Origin of the sequence: Pseudacidovorax intermedius (assembly GCF_003350475.1) — a bacterium.
GTDB classification, from domain to species: domain Bacteria; phylum Pseudomonadota; class Gammaproteobacteria; order Burkholderiales; family Burkholderiaceae_C; genus Xenophilus; species Xenophilus intermedius.
Genome location: NZ_QQAV01000008.1, coordinates 67,418 through 82,092 on the forward strand (window position 1 = coordinate 67,418; position 14,675 = coordinate 82,092).

Annotated in this window: 15 protein-coding genes; 6 read left to right on the forward strand and 9 right to left on the reverse strand. The window is 71.3% G+C overall.

Going from position 1 to position 14,675, the window contains the following annotated elements:
* Positions 1 to 2: 2 nt before the first annotated feature.
* Positions 3 to 2,141, reverse strand: coding sequence for a putative bifunctional diguanylate cyclase/phosphodiesterase (locus DFR41_RS18685; RefSeq protein WP_114803855.1), 2,139 nt, complete (start codon positions 2,139 to 2,141; stop codon positions 3 to 5).
* Between the two features lie 192 nt (positions 2,142 to 2,333).
* On the opposite strand from DFR41_RS18685, the gene DFR41_RS18690 reads away from it, so the two are divergent.
* The 5 genes from DFR41_RS18690 (at position 2,334) to DFR41_RS18710 (ending at position 8,824) form a co-directional block, all read left to right on the forward strand.
* Positions 2,334 to 3,248, forward strand: coding sequence for a DUF4394 domain-containing protein (locus DFR41_RS18690; RefSeq protein ID WP_170159420.1), 915 nt, complete (start codon positions 2,334 to 2,336; stop codon positions 3,246 to 3,248).
* A 21-nt stretch (positions 3,249 to 3,269) separates the two neighbouring features.
* The gene (locus DFR41_RS18695) at positions 3,270 to 3,893 is read left to right on the forward strand and encodes a methylamine utilization protein (protein ID WP_114803857.1); all 624 of its coding nucleotides are present in this window, start codon (positions 3,270 to 3,272) and stop codon (positions 3,891 to 3,893) included.
* Positions 3,890 to 6,307: a putative bifunctional diguanylate cyclase/phosphodiesterase gene (locus DFR41_RS18700; RefSeq protein WP_114803858.1), complete on the forward strand. Its 2,418-nt coding sequence runs from the start codon at positions 3,890 to 3,892 to the stop codon at positions 6,305 to 6,307. Before DFR41_RS18695 ends, DFR41_RS18700 begins: the two co-directional genes overlap by 4 nt.
* Positions 6,308 to 6,462: 155 nt before the next feature.
* The gene (locus DFR41_RS18705; RefSeq protein ID WP_114803859.1) at positions 6,463 to 7,047 is read left to right on the forward strand and encodes a protein-tyrosine phosphatase family protein; all 585 of its coding nucleotides are present in this window, start codon (positions 6,463 to 6,465) and stop codon (positions 7,045 to 7,047) included.
* A gap of 16 nt (positions 7,048 to 7,063) precedes the next feature.
* Entirely contained in the window at positions 7,064 to 8,824 is a 1,761-nt protein-coding gene (locus tag DFR41_RS18710; RefSeq protein WP_114803860.1) for a hypothetical protein, read from the forward strand.
* A 39-nt stretch (positions 8,825 to 8,863) separates the two neighbouring features.
* On the opposite strand, the gene ureG is transcribed toward DFR41_RS18710, so the two are convergent.
* The 3 genes from ureG to ureE are packed head-to-tail and all read right to left on the reverse strand — an operon-like array spanning position 8,864 to position 10,848.
* Entirely contained in the window at positions 8,864 to 9,511 is a 648-nt protein-coding gene (gene ureG, locus DFR41_RS18715) for an urease accessory protein UreG (RefSeq protein WP_017756951.1), read from the reverse strand.
* A 40-nt stretch (positions 9,512 to 9,551) separates the two neighbouring features.
* The gene (locus DFR41_RS18720) at positions 9,552 to 10,223 is read right to left on the reverse strand and encodes an urease accessory protein UreF (protein ID WP_114803861.1); all 672 of its coding nucleotides are present in this window, start codon (positions 10,221 to 10,223) and stop codon (positions 9,552 to 9,554) included.
* 13 nt (positions 10,224 to 10,236) lie between these two features.
* The gene (gene ureE / locus DFR41_RS18725; protein ID WP_114803862.1) at positions 10,237 to 10,848 is read right to left on the reverse strand and encodes an urease accessory protein UreE; all 612 of its coding nucleotides are present in this window, start codon (positions 10,846 to 10,848) and stop codon (positions 10,237 to 10,239) included.
* Between the two features lie 40 nt (positions 10,849 to 10,888).
* Between ureE and DFR41_RS27465 the strand changes: the two genes are divergently transcribed.
* Positions 10,889 to 11,068, forward strand: coding sequence for a hypothetical protein (locus DFR41_RS27465; RefSeq protein WP_147284392.1), 180 nt, complete (start codon positions 10,889 to 10,891; stop codon positions 11,066 to 11,068).
* Here DFR41_RS27465 and DFR41_RS18730 read toward each other — a convergent pair.
* The 5 genes from DFR41_RS18730 to DFR41_RS18750 form a co-directional block, all read right to left on the reverse strand.
* The gene (locus DFR41_RS18730; RefSeq protein ID WP_244917798.1) at positions 11,025 to 11,570 is read right to left on the reverse strand and encodes a GNAT family N-acetyltransferase; all 546 of its coding nucleotides are present in this window, start codon (positions 11,568 to 11,570) and stop codon (positions 11,025 to 11,027) included. The two genes, DFR41_RS27465 and DFR41_RS18730, sit on opposite strands and share 44 nt — an antisense overlap.
* 23 nt (positions 11,571 to 11,593) lie before the next feature.
* Entirely contained in the window at positions 11,594 to 13,312 is a 1,719-nt protein-coding gene (gene ureC, locus DFR41_RS18735) for an urease subunit alpha (RefSeq protein WP_114803864.1), read from the reverse strand.
* The gene (locus DFR41_RS18740) at positions 13,312 to 13,617 is read right to left on the reverse strand and encodes an urease subunit beta (RefSeq protein WP_017761531.1); all 306 of its coding nucleotides are present in this window, start codon (positions 13,615 to 13,617) and stop codon (positions 13,312 to 13,314) included. Before DFR41_RS18740 ends, ureC begins: the two co-directional genes overlap by 1 nt.
* A gap of 16 nt (positions 13,618 to 13,633) precedes the next feature.
* Complete coding sequence (locus DFR41_RS18745; protein WP_114803865.1) at positions 13,634 to 14,239, reverse strand: HupE/UreJ family protein; 606 nt, start codon at positions 14,237 to 14,239, stop codon at positions 13,634 to 13,636.
* Positions 14,240 to 14,307: 68 nt separating this feature from the next.
* The gene (locus DFR41_RS18750; protein WP_017762114.1) at positions 14,308 to 14,610 is read right to left on the reverse strand and encodes an urease subunit gamma; all 303 of its coding nucleotides are present in this window, start codon (positions 14,608 to 14,610) and stop codon (positions 14,308 to 14,310) included.
* Positions 14,611 to 14,675 lie beyond the last annotated feature (65 nt).

Genomic DNA, 14,675 nt, shown 5'->3' on the forward strand with positions numbered 1-14,675 from the left:
GCTTACAGCGGCGCGAACACCGAGGGCGAGAAGTCGCCGTGCGAACCGGCCGGCCGCCGGCCCAGGCTCCACGCGAGCAGCTGGTCCGCCGGCATCGGCCGCGCGAAGAAGAAGCCCTGCAGCTCGTCGCAGCCCATGCCCAGCAGGATGTCGCGCTGGCCGGCCGTCTCCACGCCCTCGGCCACCACGCGCAGGCCCAGCGCGTGCGACAGGCGCACCACCGCGTCGACCACGGCCCGCGCATCGGCGCTGGTCTCCAGGTCGCTCACGAAGCTGCGGTCGATCTTGAGCTGGCGCGCCGGCAGCTGGCGCAGGTAGCTCAGGCTGGAGTAGCCGGTGCCGAAGTCGTCGATGGCCAGGAAGACGCCGATGCGCGAGAGGCCGTCGAACACCCGCTGCGTGGCGGCCACGTCCTCCATGGCCACGCTCTCGGTGATCTCGCACAGCAGTCGTTCGGCCGAGATGCGGTGGCGGCCCAGGGCGTCGGCGATGCGCTCGACGAGGTCGGGCTCGCGCAGCTGGTGCGCCGACAGATTGATGGCCACGCGCATGAGGAGGCCCTCGTCCTCCCACTGCGCGACCTGGCGGCAGGCTTCCTCGATCACCCAGTGGCCCAGCGCGTTGATCAGGCCGAAGCGCTCGGCCAGCGGAATGAACACCAGCGGGCTGATGGGCCCCAGCGTCGGATGCGTCCAGCGCAGCAGGGCCTCCACGCCGCGGATCTGGTTGCGGCGGCCGTCGATCTTGGGCTGGTAGTGCAGCGCCAGCTGGCCGCCCTGGATGGCCAGGCGCAGGTCGGACTGCAGGCTCAGCTGCTCCTCGGCGTTCGTGCCCATGCGCGACTCGAACATGGCGTAGTTGCCGCCGCCGGCGCGCTTGGCCGCGTACATGGCGGCGTCGGCGCAGGCCACCAGCTTGTGCTTCTCGCCATGGTCGGGGTAGACGACGATGCCGACCGAGGCCGAGATCTGCACCGGCCGCTGGCCCACGAGGAAGGGCGCGCGGATCGCCTCAACGATGCGGCGGGCCACCGCCGTGCAGTCGGCGGCATAGACCACGTTCTCCATCAGCACCACGAACTCGTCGCCGCCGATGCGGGCCACGGTGTCGGTGCCGCGGGCCACCGCGCGCAGGCGGTCGGCGGCGTCGCGCAGCACGGCGTCGCCCAGCGAATGGCCGAAGGAGTCGTTGACCGGCTTGAAGCCGTCCAGGTCCACGAACAGCACCGCCAGCTTCTCCTTGCCGCCATCGGTGCGGGCCAGGGCATGGCCCAGCCGGTCGTCGAAGAGCACGCGGTTGGGCAGGTCGGTGAGCGGGTCGAGGAAGGCGCGGCGGTGCAGCTCCTCGTTGGCCTCCTGCAGCTGGTGGTTGGCCTCCTTGAGCGAGCGCGCCAGCTGCATGGTGCGCCCGCGCAGCCGGGCATCGAGCACCGAGGTGAAGAGGGTGAGCATCAGCATCAGCAGCGTCGCCGCCATGACCATCAGGCCCAGGCTTTTGCCGCCGAGCTCGCCGGCACTCAGGCAGACGCTGCCTTCCACGAAGCCGGCCGCGGCCATGCCGGCATAGTGCATGCCGCTGATCGCCAGCCCCATGACCACCGCGGCGCCCAGCTGCAGCAGCCGGGCCTGGCCGCCTTCGCTCTCGCGCAGCAGGAAGAACAGCAGCAGCGCCGCCGCCGAGGCGCCCCACGCGATCAGGGCCGAGGCCCCCACCATGGGCCAGTGCCACTGGATGCCCGGTGCCACGTCGATGGCCGCCATGCCCAGGTAGTGCATGGCGCAGATGCCCGCAGCCATCGCCGCCGAACCGTACAGCAGCGGCTTCGCGCCCAGCCGGTGTCGGGCGGCCAGCCGCAAGGCCAGCGCCGAGACCGCCACCGCCGCCAGCCACGACAGAGCCGTCAGAGCATAGGTGTAGCCCAGCTCGATGGGCAGCGAGTAGGCCAGCATGCCCACGAAGTGCATCGACCAGATGCCGGTGCCCAGCACGAGCGAGCCGGCGGCGGACCAGGTGCGCGAGACGATGCGGTCGCGGGTGTGGACACGCCGGGCCAGATCGAGCGCCACGTAGGAGGCGAAGGCCGCGATCAGGACGGAGGCGGCCACGACCCACGGGTCATAGCGGGGAATGAGGAAGTTCACGGCGGCAGGTGGCCCGCCGGATTGGAGGCCGAGCGCAGCCCAGGAGGAATGGGACGACCAAGACTTCGGCTATACGCAGCAAGACTTGAGTCGGATCAAGGCGCGCATTGGACGGCTTTCGCCCGACCCGGGTTTGTGTAGGGGGATTGGGCTCAAGTCCGCGCCGGAATTGCCGAAGATCAAAAGATGACCTTGTCCATTTTTTCTCGGCGTGGGTGCCTTGGCGGGCTGGGTCCCGCAGCCATCGCCGCCGGCCTGCTGGTGCAGGGGCTGGCGCATCCGGCACTCGCGCAGCCCGCGCCCGCGGCACGGCCCCACACACTGTGGACGCTGACCGCCGACCGCGTGCTCCACCGCTACTCGGCTGCCGAGCCCGCCGTCGAGCAGGCCAGCCGCCCGGTGGCCGGTCTGCCTGCCGGCGATCCGGTGGTGGGCATCGACTACCGCGTCGCCTACGGCCAGCTCTACGCCCTGACGCGCAGCGGCCGCCTTTACGTGCTCGACACCGACACCGGCGAGGCCAGGGCCGTGAGTGCCGCCGCCACCGCCGTGCCCATGGACCGGGGCGAGGTGTACGGGATGAACTTCAACCCCAGCGCCGACCGGCTGCGGGTGGTCGATTGCGCCGGCCAGAACTTCCGCCTCCACCCGCTGACCAACGAGGTGGTCGACGCCGATCCGGCGACGCCGGGCGTGCAGCTCGACGGCCGCCTGGCCTATGCGGCCACGGATTCGGGCGCCGGCAAGGGCGTGTGCATCAAGGCCGTGGCCTACACCTACAACAAGCGCGACCCGAAGATCACCACCAACTACGCCATCGAGGCCTCGCAGGGCTGGCTGCTCATGCAGGGCAGCCTGGAAGGCGCGACCCCGGTCGTGTCTCCCAACACCGGGCAGCTCACCACCGTGGGCGCGCTGGCCCTGGGCCGGATCGAATCGGTGCAGTTCGACATCGCCGACCGCGACAACGACGCGCTGGCCGCCATCCGGCTCACGCCGCAGTCGCCCACGCAGCTCTACCGCATCCGGCTCGCTTCGGGCGCCAGCACGCTGCTGGGCACGCTGGGCCAGGGCGCGCCGGTGCTGGGCTTCGCCATCGAGCCCTGATCCCCCGCGCGGCCAAGTCCCATGCCGGCCCTCGCAGGACTGCGGCGCGCCGCCCGCCTGTTGCCCCTCGCCCTGCTGCCGCTGGCGGGTGAGGCGGCCACGGTCGAGGTGGGCGTGGTCGACGCTGCCGGCCGGCCGCTGGCCCAGGCGGTGGTGTTCCTCGAATCGCCCGCTGCGGCCGCCCAGGTGCGGCCGCTGAAGGACGTGGAACTGGCCCAGGCGCAGCGCCGCTTCATGCCCGACGTGCTGCTGGTCACGCGCGGCACCTCGGTGGACTTTCCCAACCGGGACGAGGTGCGGCACCACGTCTATTCCTTCTCGCCGGCCAAGCGCTTCGAGCTCAAGCTCTACATCGGCCGCCCCGCCAACCCGGTGCTGTTCGACATGCCAGGCGTGGTGGTGCTGGGCTGCAACATCCACGACGACATGGTGGGCTGGGTGCTGGTGCTCGACACGCCCCACTATGGCCGCACCGACGCCGCCGGCCGGCTGGTGCTCAAGGACGTGCCCCCCGGCAGCTACCAGCTGCGCACCTGGCATGCCATGCTGCCGGTGGGCGAACCGCCCGCCGGCACGGTGCTGAACGTGGGTCGCGAGGGGGTGCAGGCGCGCGCGCAGCTGCCGGTGCGGATGTCCCCGCCATGATCCGCGCGTTCCACCGGGCATCGCTGGTCAACCGGATCGCGCTGCTGATGCTGGCGCTGCTCCTGTTCATCCAGGCGGGCACCTTCTGGGCCGCGAGGCAGTCGCTGTGGCGCCAGGCGCGCACCGACGTGCAGCAGCGACTGGGCGTGGGCGAGGGCATCTGGCGCAACCTGCTGGGCCAGCGGCAGCAGCGCCTGCACGAGGCGGCCTCGGTGCTGGCCTCGGACTACGGCTTTCGCGCCGCGCTCGCGGCCGGCGACGCGGTCACGCTGGCCTCGGCGCTGGGCAACGGTGTCGCGCGCATCGGCGCCAGCACGGCGGCCTCGCTCGATGCGCAGTTGCGCTGGCTGGCCGACAGCCCCGGCGACCTGCCCCTGCGCCTGAGCACGGCCCAGCTGCGCCACCTGGCCGGGCTCCAGGCGGGCAGCGGCGCCCAGCTCTATGCGGCGGGCGGCAAGGTCTACCAGCTCGTGCTGGTGCCCATCCGCGCGCCGCTGATCGTCGGCTGGGTGCTGATGAGCTTCGAGCTCACGGCCGAGATCACGCGCGACTTCAGCGCGCTGGCGCAGATCCAGCTGGTGCTGATGGCCGGCGACGACGGGCAGGGTCCGCTCGTGCCGGTGCTCGACACCCTGCCGGCGGGCGCGCAGCCGCCGACGTCACGCCTGCAGGACGATGCGGCCTTGGAGTGGACGCATGGCGGACAGGCCTGGCTGCTGCGCCGTGCCCCCCAGCCCATGCTCGACGGCCGGATGGAGGTGGTGCTGATGGCCTCGCTCGCGCCCGCCGCCGGGGCCACGCGCGACATGACGCTGCAGCTGGGCCTGATCACCGTGCTGGGCCTGGTGCTCTTCGCCGTCAGTGGCCGCATGGCCGTGCGGCAGGCGGTGCAGCCGCTGGCCGAACTGTCGGCCAGCACCCGGGCCATCGGTGCCGGCAACTTCGATGTGGCCATCCACCAGCGCAACCGCGCCGACGAGGTCGGCATGCTGGCGCGCGACTTCGACGACATGCGGCTGAACCTGCGCGACCACCGGGGCGAGATCACCCGGCTGGCCTTCCGCGACACCCTGACCGGCCTGCCCAACCGTGAGGCCTTCCAGCGCATGCTGGCCAAGGAGCTCGCGAAGGCGGGCGTGGCCGCCGAAAGTGCGCCCGCGCCGGACAGCCCGTGCGCCCAGGGCGTGGTGCTGCTGCTGGACATCCACCGCTTCAAGCTGGTGAACGACGTGCTGGGCTTTCCCTTCGGCGACGGCGTGCTGCAGGCCGTGGCCGCCCGGCTGCAGGCGCGCATGCCGCTGCCGGGCGATGGCGTGGCCCGCATCGGCGGCGACACCTTCGCCGCGGTGCGCAGCGGCCTCGACCAGGCCGAGGCGGAGGACTGGGCGCAGTCGCTGGTGCGACTGTTCGACGATCCGCTGCTGGTCGCCGGCCAGCGCATCGATGTGCAGATGAGCGCGGGCTATGCACGGTGGCCGGGCGATGCTGCCACCGGCGACGAGCTGGTGGGCCGGGCCGAGCTGGCGCTGCGGGCGGCCAAGCGGCAGGGCCGCGAATGGCTGGCCTACGAGCCGGTGCAGTCGGTGAGCACGGCGGTGGCCGTGTCGCTGCTGTCCGAGCTGCGCAGCGCCGTCACGCGCAGCGAGTTGCGGCTCTTCCTGCAGCCCAAGCTGAGCCTGGACAGCGGCCAGGTGTGCACCGCCGAGGCGCTGCTGCGCTGGCAGCATCCCGAACGGGGCTTGCTGCCGCCAGCGCACTTCATCCCCTTCGCCGAGCAGACCGGCTTCGTGCGGCGGCTCACGCAATGGGTGTTCGACGAGGCCTGCCGCTGCTGGCTCACGCTGTCGGCGCAGGGCCTGCGCATGGTGTCGATCAACCTTTCCACGCGCGATCTGGTCGATGTGCACCTCATCGGCCGCCTGCAGGCCAGCCTGGATCGCCATCGCGTGCCGGCTGGGGCCTTCTGCCTGGAGATCACCGAGAGCGCGATCATGGACGACCCGCAGCGCGCCCGGGCCACGCTGGTGCGCCTGGGCGAGATGGGCTTCCGGCTGTCCATCGACGACTTCGGCACCGGCTATTCGTCGCTGGCCTACCTCAAGCACCTGCCGGTGCACCAGCTCAAGGTCGACAAGTCCTTCGTGCTGAAGATGGCCGACGACGAAAGCGACGCCAAGATCGTGCGGGCCATCGTCGACCTGGCGCACAACCTGGGGCTGGAGGTGGTGGCCGAAGGCGTGGAGGGGCCCGAGGCCCTTGCGCAGCTAGCGCGGATGGGCTGCGAGAAGGCGCAGGGCTTCCACATCGCGCGGCCCATGGCCTGGGAGGCCTTCGGCGGCTGGATCGCGGCGTGGACCGCGGAGCAGGCCGTGGCGCGCGCGAGTGCGCTGGACAGGGCCGCGGCCGCGGGCTGAGCGCACGCACCGCCTGCCGCGCATCGCCGTCGAAACGCAGCAACCGGGGGCCGGTCTCGGCCGGGCTGTGGCAGTGCCCCTGTGGGACAAAGCTGACTGCGTTGCGGGTGCCAGGTGCTTGCGCGCGCCACGGCCTGCCCGCCAAGATCAGGCGGATGAATACGTTGCGCGCATCCCCGCATTTCGACTGGATCACGCCGCAGCTGGCGGTGGGCGGACATGTTCCCGTGGGCTTCTATCCCGAACTGGCCGGCATGCATGGCGTGCGTGCCGTGATCGACTTGCGCGAGGAAGACCGCGATGACGAGGAAGCGCTCACGCGCCACGGCGTGCGGCTGCTGCACCTGCCCACGCCCGACATGTGCAGCGTGGGCGATGCGCACCTGGACCACGGCATCCGCTTTGCGCAGGCCAGCCTCGATTCGGGCGAGCGCCTGTTGATCCACTGCCAGTGGGGGATCGGCCGTTCGGCCACGCTGGCGCTGTGCGTGCTGGTGGCGCGTGGCATGCCGCCGCTGCAGGCGCTGGCGGACATGAAGTCGCGGCGCGCGGTGGTCTCGCCATCGCCCGCGCAACTGGGCTGCTGGATCGCGTGGATGGAACGCCATCGCGATGTCGCGCCCGAGCCCTTCGCGGTGCCCACCATGGCGCAGTGCCAGCGCATCGCCTATGCGCACCTGATGGGCGGCACGGGCACCGGCACGGCCGACGCCGCGACGCGCGGCGCCCCCGACCGGTAAGGCGCCCGGCCCGGCCATGATCGTCTACGGCGACGGGCGGCGGAAGGAACGTTCCGGGGCCAAGCTGGCGCGCGTGTGCATCGGCCTGCGCCGTGCACGCGCAATACCGCCCGGCATCGTGCGGCATGCGCGGCTGGTGGAGGCGCTGATCGAGGCCGGTGAGCTGCTGCAGGGCGTGGCCGACGCGGTGGGCGACGAGGCGCTCTCCCATGGCGTGCCGCCGGGCGTGGCCAGCGCCACCCAGCTCACACTGGCCCTGGCGCGTTGCTGCCTGCACAGCTGGTGCTACGGCTTTGCGCTGGCCCATGAGGACGCGGTGGAGGACGCCGTGCGCGACTGTGCCCGCCAGCCGCTGCCGGCCTGGATCACCGTGCACCGTTGCGAGGGCTATGCCTTCTATGGGCTCTACCCCGAGGGCCACGGCATGGCGGCGCTGCAGGTGCGCGAATCCGGCGCGCTCTCGGGCGAGCGCACGCGCGTGGTGGGGCTGCGCAGCATCGGCACCAGCCTCGCGGCCATGGTGGCCGCCGGCATGCGTGCACCGGGCTTCGAGACGCTGCGGCCGCAGGGCCATCCGTTCGACCGCCAGGCCGGTGCCTTGCCGCCGGCCGGCTGGGCGCCCGATGCCGCCCTGGTCGACGAGGGGCCGGGCCTGTCGGGCAGCAGCTTCCTGGCCGGTGTGGAGGCGCTGCGGCGCGCGGGCGTGCCGCCGCCACGGGTGCATCTCTTTCCTTCGCACGGCCATGGCCCGGGCCCGGCGGCAAGCCCGCCGGCACGCCAGCTCTGGCGCGAGCAGCCGGTGCACTACCTGGGCTTCGACGACGTGGCCGGTGCCGCCGCCATGCCGCCGCACCGTGTGCTGGACTGGGTGCGCGACCCGCTGCCTGGCGTGAGGGGCGACATGATCGCCCTGTCGGGCGGCGCCTGGCGGGCCTGGCACGGCGAGGGGGCCGAGACGCTGCCCGCGCAGGTGCACATGGAGCGGCTCAAGTTCTTGCTGCCGGCCGATGGTGGCGATTGGCTGCTGCGCTTTGCGGGCCTGGGCCGTGGCAGCCGCCTGGCCTGCGCGCGGCGGCACCTGCTGGCCCGGCATGGCTTCTGCCCGCCGGTGGAGGGCCTGTGGCATGGCTTCACGGCCGAGCGCTGGCTGGCCCATGCCCGGCCGCTGCCGCTGTGGCCGTCGGCGCAGCAGCCCACCCGCGGCCTGCTGCTGGAGCGGCTGGCCGAGTACCTGGCCTTCCGCGGCACGCGGCTGCCGGCACCTGCCACGGCGGGCGCCATGCGCGAGGTGCTGCTCGACATGGCGGGCCACAACGTCGCCAAGGGCCTGGGCGACGAGGGCGCGCGCGCCTGGCAGGCCTGGCGCGGCGCACTGCCGGCCGCCGCCCTGACGATGCCGCTGCGCCGCGTGCTCACCGACAACCGGCTGCATGCCTGGGAATGGCTGTGGGACGGCCGTACGCTGCGCAAGACCGATGCGGTGGACCATGCCGTGGCCCATGACCTGGTGGGCTGCCAGCCGCTGGAGTGGGACGTGGCCGGCGCCACGGTGGAGTTCGGGCTCGATGCCGGCGAGCGGCACTGGTTCATGGGCCGCCTTCGCGCCGCGGGCGTGCCCGTGCAATCGACACTGCTGGCGCTGTACCTGCCGCTGTATGCGGCCTTCCAGCTGGGTGCGTTCACCATGGCCCTGCAGGCCGCGCCCGAGGCGGAGAAGGCCACGCTCGCGCGCGAGGTGCGCCGCTACGGGCAGTGGGTGCGGCGCGTGCTGGGCTGATGCCGATGCCGATGCCGATGCCGATGCGTCCGCGCCGGCTCAGCCTGCGGCCAGCATGCCGCGCTCTTCGATGAAGCGCACCACCTGGGCCAAGCCGTCCTGCGTCTTGAGGTTGGTCATCACGAAGGGCTTGCCCTTGCGCATGCGCACCGTGTCGGCTTCCATCACGCCCAGGTCGGCGCCCACATGCGGCGCCAGGTCGGTCTTGTTGATCACGAACAGGTCGCTCTTCGTGATGCCGGGGCCGCCCTTGCGCGGGATCTTCTCGCCCGCGGCCACGTCGATCACGTAGATGGTCAGGTCCGACAGTTCGGGGCTGAAGGTGGCGGCCAGGTTGTCGCCGCCGCTTTCCACGAACACCACGTCCGCCTCGGGAAAGTCGCCCAGCATGCGGTCGATGGCCTCGAGGTTGATGGAGGCGTCTTCGCGGATGGCGGTGTGCGGACAGCCGCCGGTCTCGACGCCCAGGATGCGCTCGGCCGGCAGCGCGCCGGCCACGGTGAGCAGCCGCTGGTCTTCCTTGGTGTAGATGTCGTTGGTGATGGCGATCAGGTCGTACTGGTCGCGCATCGCCTTGCAGAGCATCTCCAGCAGGGTGGTCTTGCCCGAACCCACCGGGCCGCCGATGCCCACGCGCAGGGGCGGCAGTTTCTTGGTGCGATTCGGAACGTGGTGCAGGGCGGTCATGGTCGTATGCGATGGAAGGTGGAACGGGGCTGGTCGGGGCCTAGCTGCGGAACAGCCGCGAGTACTGTGTCTCGTGCCGTGCCGACAGGATGGCCAGCATGGGCGAGAAGGACTGGCGCCGGTCGTCCGGCAGCGCCATGGCGGCCTCGACCGCGGCGGGGATCTCCTTGGCCAGTCGGGCCAGGATGCGCTGGCCGGCGCTCTGGCCCAGGGGCACGGCCTTGATGGCGGCCGCGCTCATGTTCTCGGCCCAGCCGAAGGCGAAGGCCAGGCAGCCGTCCTGCGCGCTGGCGCCCGCGCGCGCGGCGGCAAAGGCGAAGGCCACGGGATAGGTGGGCGGCAGCTCGGCGAAGCAGGCGGCTGCATCGGCATGGTGCAGTTTGAGCCACTCGACGAAGGAGCGGCCCATCTGCTCGGTCTGCAGCAGGAACTCGGCCGACTCGCGCGTCTGTCGCACCCAGTCGTTGAGCGCCTGCACACGGCCCAGGTCGCCGGCCGACCAGGCCGAGATGGCCTGGGCCACCACCGACAGGTCGCCGCGTGCCAGGCTCAGGCGCAACTGCCCGGCCAGCCAGTCGGCGGCCGAGGCTTCGTCCTTGACGCCGGCCCATTCGATGGCGGCCTCCAGCCCCTCGGAGTACGAGAAGCCGCCCACGGGCAGCGCGGGCGAGGCGAGCCAGATGAGTTGCAGAAGGCTGTGGGGGGCGAGCATCTGCCTTCGGCGTTCAGTGGGAATGGCCGTGATCGTGGTCATGGCCGCAACCCGGTCCATGCACATGGCCGCCCTGCGCCTTGCCGTGGTCATGGTCATGTGCGTGATCGTGGTCATGACCGCCGTGCGCATGCCCATGGTGATGGTGCGAATGCCCATCGTTGGTCACATGCCCGCCATAGGCGCCGCCCTCGGGCTCGAAGCTTTCCTGCACCTCGTTCACGATCAGGTGCATGGCGCGCAGCATGTCCGCCAGCACATGGTCGGGCTCGATCTTGAGGTGGTCGGGCTGCAGCTCGATCGGCACATGGCGGTTGCCGAGGTGGTAGGCCGCACGCACCAGGTCGAAGGGCGTGCCGTGGGCCGTGCAGTGGGTGATGCGCAGCACCGTCTGCGGCGCGGCGATCACGCGCACCAGCGAGCCGTCTTCCACCACCAGGATGTCGCCGCCGCGCACGGCCGTGCCGCGCGGCAGGAAGACCCCGATGCGCCGCCCCTCCGAGTCGGTGGTGTCGAAGCGGCTCTTCTGGCGCACGTCCCAGTCGAGTTCGATGGTGGCGGCGCGCTTGACGAGCACGGGCGCGAGGCCGCGGCCCTGGGGCATGAGTTTGTTGGCGGTGAGCATGGTGGTGTGGAAAATGCCGTCCGTTCAACGGACACAGGGAGTGAACGTGTACGAAACGCGCATTGTCGAAGTGAACGGCGAAATGATCGTGCCGCTGCCGCAGGAGATGATTGAACGCTGGAATTTGGAGCCAGGCATGGCTCTGGAGTACACCTGGGAGGGGCGCTCGGTTCTGCTCAAGCCGCCTTGCACCGAGGCGCCCGAAGATCCAGCGTCATGAAGCAACTGGCCGGATCCGGCCCGTAGTTGCCGAAGGGCGGGCAGGGCGCGAAGCCGTGCCGCGCATAGAGCGCCCGTGCCGGGGCGAAGAAGGGCTGGCTGCCGGTCTCCAGGCTCATGCGCTTGTGGCCGGCGTTGCGGGCCTCGGCCAGGGCATGGGCCAGCAGCTGCGTGGCAACACCGCGGCCGCGCAGGTAGGCCGCGGTGCGCATGGATTTCAGTTCGGCGTGGCCGTCGTCCAGCCGCTTGAGCGCCACCGTGCCGGCCAGCATCTCTTCGGTGCCGTCCTGCGTCCAGGCACTCCAGAAGCGGATCTCCGACCGGCGCAGGCCTGCCAGGTCCAGCGCATGCACGCTCTCCGGCGGCGAGACGCGGCGCATGTCGGCCAGGTGCTCTTCGAGGAAGGCGGCGATGCGTGGGTCGCGCAGGTCGTCCAGGCGTATGCGCAACGCCGGTCCGCCGCCATTGGGCGCGGCCGCAGGCGATGCGGTGGATGCGTTCACCAGAGAAGTGCTCGCCACCGCCATCAGAACAGGAAGTAGCGCTGCGCCATCGGCAGCACCTTGGCCGGCTCGCAGGTCAGCAGCACGCCGTCGGCGCGCACGGCGTAGGTCTGGTGGTCGATCTCCATCACCGGGGTCAGGCCGTTGTGGATCAGGTCCTTCTTGCGCACGTTGCGGATGTTCTTGACCACGCCCAGCGTCTTGGCCAGTCCGTAGCGGCGGCCCACATCGGCGGCATGGGCGGCCTGCGACACGAAGGTCAGGCTGCTCTTGGCGATGTTGCCGCCGAAGGCGCCGAACATCGGGCGGTAGTGCACCGGCTGCGGCGTCGGGATGCTGGCGTTGGGGTCGCCCATGGCTGCCATGGCGATGCTGCCGCCCTTGATGATGCAGAAGGGCTTGACGCCGAAGAAGGCCGGCTTCCAGATCACGATGTCGGCCCACTTGCCCACCTCGAGGCTGCCCACCTCGTGGCCGATGCCGTGCGAGATGGCGGGGTTGATCGTGTACTTGGCGACGTAGCGCTTGGCGCGGAAGTTGTCGTTGCGTGTGCTGTCCTCGGGCAGGCTGCCCCGCTGCGCCTTCATCTTGTGCGCCGTCTGCCAGGTGCGGATGATGACCTCGCCCACGCGGCCCATGGCCTGCGAGTCGCTGCTCATCATGCTGATGGCGCCCATGTCGTGCAGGATGTCCTCGGCCGCGATGGTCTCCTTGCGGATGCGCGACTCGGCGAAGGCCAGGTCCTCGGCGATGGCGGCGTCCAGGTGGTGGCACACCATCAGCATGTCCACATGCTCGTCCAGCGTGTTCTGCGTGTACGGCATGGTGGGGTTGGTGGACGAGGGCAGGAAGTTGGCCTCGCCCACCACGCGCAGGATGTCCGGTGCATGGCCGCCGCCCGCACCCTCGGTGTGGAAGGCGCACAGCGCGCGGCCCTTGGTGGCGGCGATGGTGTCCTCGACGAAGCCCGATTCGTTGAGCGTGTCGGAGTGGATGGCCACCTGCGTGTCGGTGGCCTCGGCCACGTCCAGGCAATGGTCGATGGCCGATGGCGTGGTGCCCCAGTCCTCGTGCAGCTTCAGGCCGATGACGCCGGCCTCGATCTGCTCGTGCAGCGCATCCGTGCGGCTGGCGTTGCCCTTGCCCAGGAAGCCCAGGTTCATCGGAAAGGCATCGGCCGACTGGAGCATGCGCTCGATGTGCCAGGGGCCGGGCGTGCAGGTGGTGGCGAAGGTGCCGGTGGCCGGGCCGGTGCCGCCGCCGAGCATGGTGGTCACGCCGCTGGCCAGGGCCTCTTCGATCTGCTGCGGGCAGATGAAGTGGATGTGGCTGTCGATGCCGCCGGCGGTGACGATGTTGCCCTCGCAGCTGATGACTTCGGTGCCCGGGCCGATGACGATGTCCACGCCCGGCTGGGTGTCGGGGTTGCCGGCCTTGCCGATGGCGGCGATGCGCCCGTCCTTGAGGCCGATGTCGGCCTTGACGATGCCCCAGTGGTCCAGGATGAGCGCGTTGGTCAGCACCGTGTCGACGGCCCCCTGCGCGCGCGTGCGCTGGCTCTGGGCCATGCCGTCGCGGATGGTCTTGCCACCGCCGAACTTCACCTCTTCGCCGTAGCCGCCGGCACGCAGGGTGTAGTCCTGCTCGACCTCGATCACGAGGCCCGTGTCGGCCAGGCGCACGCGGTCGCCGACGGTGGGGCCGAAGATTTCCGCATAGGCGCGGCGCGAAATGGAGGCCATCAGAGTTTTCCTTGCACCAGGCCGCGGAAGCCGTAGACGATGCGGTCGCCCGCGAAGTCGACCAGCTCGACGGTGCGCTGCTGGCCGGGCTCGAAGCGCACGGCGGTGCCCGAGGCGATGTTCAGCCGCATGCCGCGCGCGGCCTCGCGGTCGAAGTCGAGGGCGCCGTTGGTTTCGGCGAAGTGGTAGTGGGAGCCGACCTGGATCGGCCGGTCCGAGCCGTTCTTGACGACGACGGTGAGCGTGCGGCGACCGGGGTTGAGGTCGTGGTCGCCCGCGTCGATGAGCAGTTCGCCCGGGATCATGGCGGTGGCCTCCGGGTCAGGCGATGCCGCCCAGCAGAGCCAGGCCGAACAGGCCGACGGCGGCTCCGGCGATGCGCGGCAGCCAGCGGTTGGCATGGCGCAGCGCCAGGCCCAGGCCGATGCCCGCGGCATGCAGGCCGACGGTGGCGACCAGCATGCCGGCCAGGGTGGCGATCGCGCCGCCATGCTCGGCCAGTTCGCGACCATGGGCGATGCCGTGGAAGACGGCGAACACGCCCACCAGCGCGGCAGCGGCGGCGGCAGGCAGGCGCCGCTGCGTGGCCACCAGCAGGCCCAGCACCAGCAGCGAGGCGGCAATCATCGGCTCCACCGCCGGCAGCGACAGGCCGGCCAGACCCGCCAGTGCGCCGGCGAGCAACATGCCGGCGAAGCCCACCGGCGCGGCCAGCAGCTCGCGGCGGCTCGTCGCGGCAAGGGCGCTCCACAGGCCCACGGCCACCATCGCGGCCAAGTGGTCCAGGCCGGTCAGCGGATGCACGAAGCCGGCGACGAAGCCGTGGTGCGCGCCGGCATCGGCGCCGGTGTGGGCCAGGGCGGGCAGGGCGGCCGTGGCGGCCAGGGTGGTGGCGATGCAAAGCAGCAGGGGGCGGGAAGTGCGCATGGGCGTCTTTCGGAGGAATCGGGGAAGAAGAGCGGCTCGGGCCGGGCAGTGCAAGGCGGGCCGGCGGCTCATTCGATGGGCTGGTGCACCGTCACGAGCTTGGTGCCGTCGGGAAAGGTGGCCTCGACCTGGATGTCCGGGATCATCTCGGGCACACCCTCCATCACGTCGGCGCGGGTCAGCACCTCGCGGCCCTCGCTCATGAGCTGGGCGACGGTCTTGCCGTCGCGGGCGCCTTCCATCACGGCGGCGGAGATCAGCGCGACGGCTTCGGGGTAGTTGAGCTTCAGGCCGCGGCCCTTGCGCCGCTCCGCCAGCAGGGCGGCGGTGAAGATCAGCAGCTTGTCTTTTTCTCTGGGCGTGAGTTCCATGGTTCGCTTTGCTCAGGGTGTCCGGGCGGCCCGGGACGGCCGCGGGCCCACGCAGGGGCCGGCGC

What these genes read in the sequence shown, in the direction of transcription:
- DFR41_RS18695 (WP_114803857.1), top strand. Translation starts at nt 3,270, where the DNA reads ATGCCGGCCCTCGCAGGACTGCGGCGCGCCGCCCGCCTGTTGCCCCTC.
- DFR41_RS18700 (WP_114803858.1), top strand. Translation starts at nt 3,890, where the DNA reads ATGATCCGCGCGTTCCACCGGGCATCGCTGGTCAACCGGATCGCGCTG.
- DFR41_RS18705 (WP_114803859.1), top strand. Translation starts at nt 6,463, where the DNA reads ATGAATACGTTGCGCGCATCCCCGCATTTCGACTGGATCACGCCGCAG.
- DFR41_RS18710 (WP_114803860.1), top strand. Translation starts at nt 7,064, where the DNA reads ATGATCGTCTACGGCGACGGGCGGCGGAAGGAACGTTCCGGGGCCAAG.
- ureG (WP_017756951.1), bottom strand. Translation starts at nt 9,511, where the DNA reads ATGACCGCCCTGCACCACGTTCCGAATCGCACCAAGAAACTGCCGCCC.
- DFR41_RS18720 (WP_114803861.1), bottom strand. Translation starts at nt 10,223, where the DNA reads ATGCTCGCCCCCCACAGCCTTCTGCAACTCATCTGGCTCGCCTCGCCC.
- ureE (WP_114803862.1), bottom strand. Translation starts at nt 10,848, where the DNA reads ATGCTCACCGCCAACAAACTCATGCCCCAGGGCCGCGGCCTCGCGCCC.
- ureC (WP_114803864.1), bottom strand. Translation starts at nt 13,312, where the DNA reads ATGGCCTCCATTTCGCGCCGCGCCTATGCGGAAATCTTCGGCCCCACC.
- DFR41_RS18740 (WP_017761531.1), bottom strand. Translation starts at nt 13,617, where the DNA reads ATGATCCCGGGCGAACTGCTCATCGACGCGGGCGACCACGACCTCAAC.
- DFR41_RS18745 (WP_114803865.1), bottom strand. Translation starts at nt 14,239, where the DNA reads ATGCGCACTTCCCGCCCCCTGCTGCTTTGCATCGCCACCACCCTGGCC.
- DFR41_RS18750 (WP_017762114.1), bottom strand. Translation starts at nt 14,610, where the DNA reads ATGGAACTCACGCCCAGAGAAAAAGACAAGCTGCTGATCTTCACCGCC.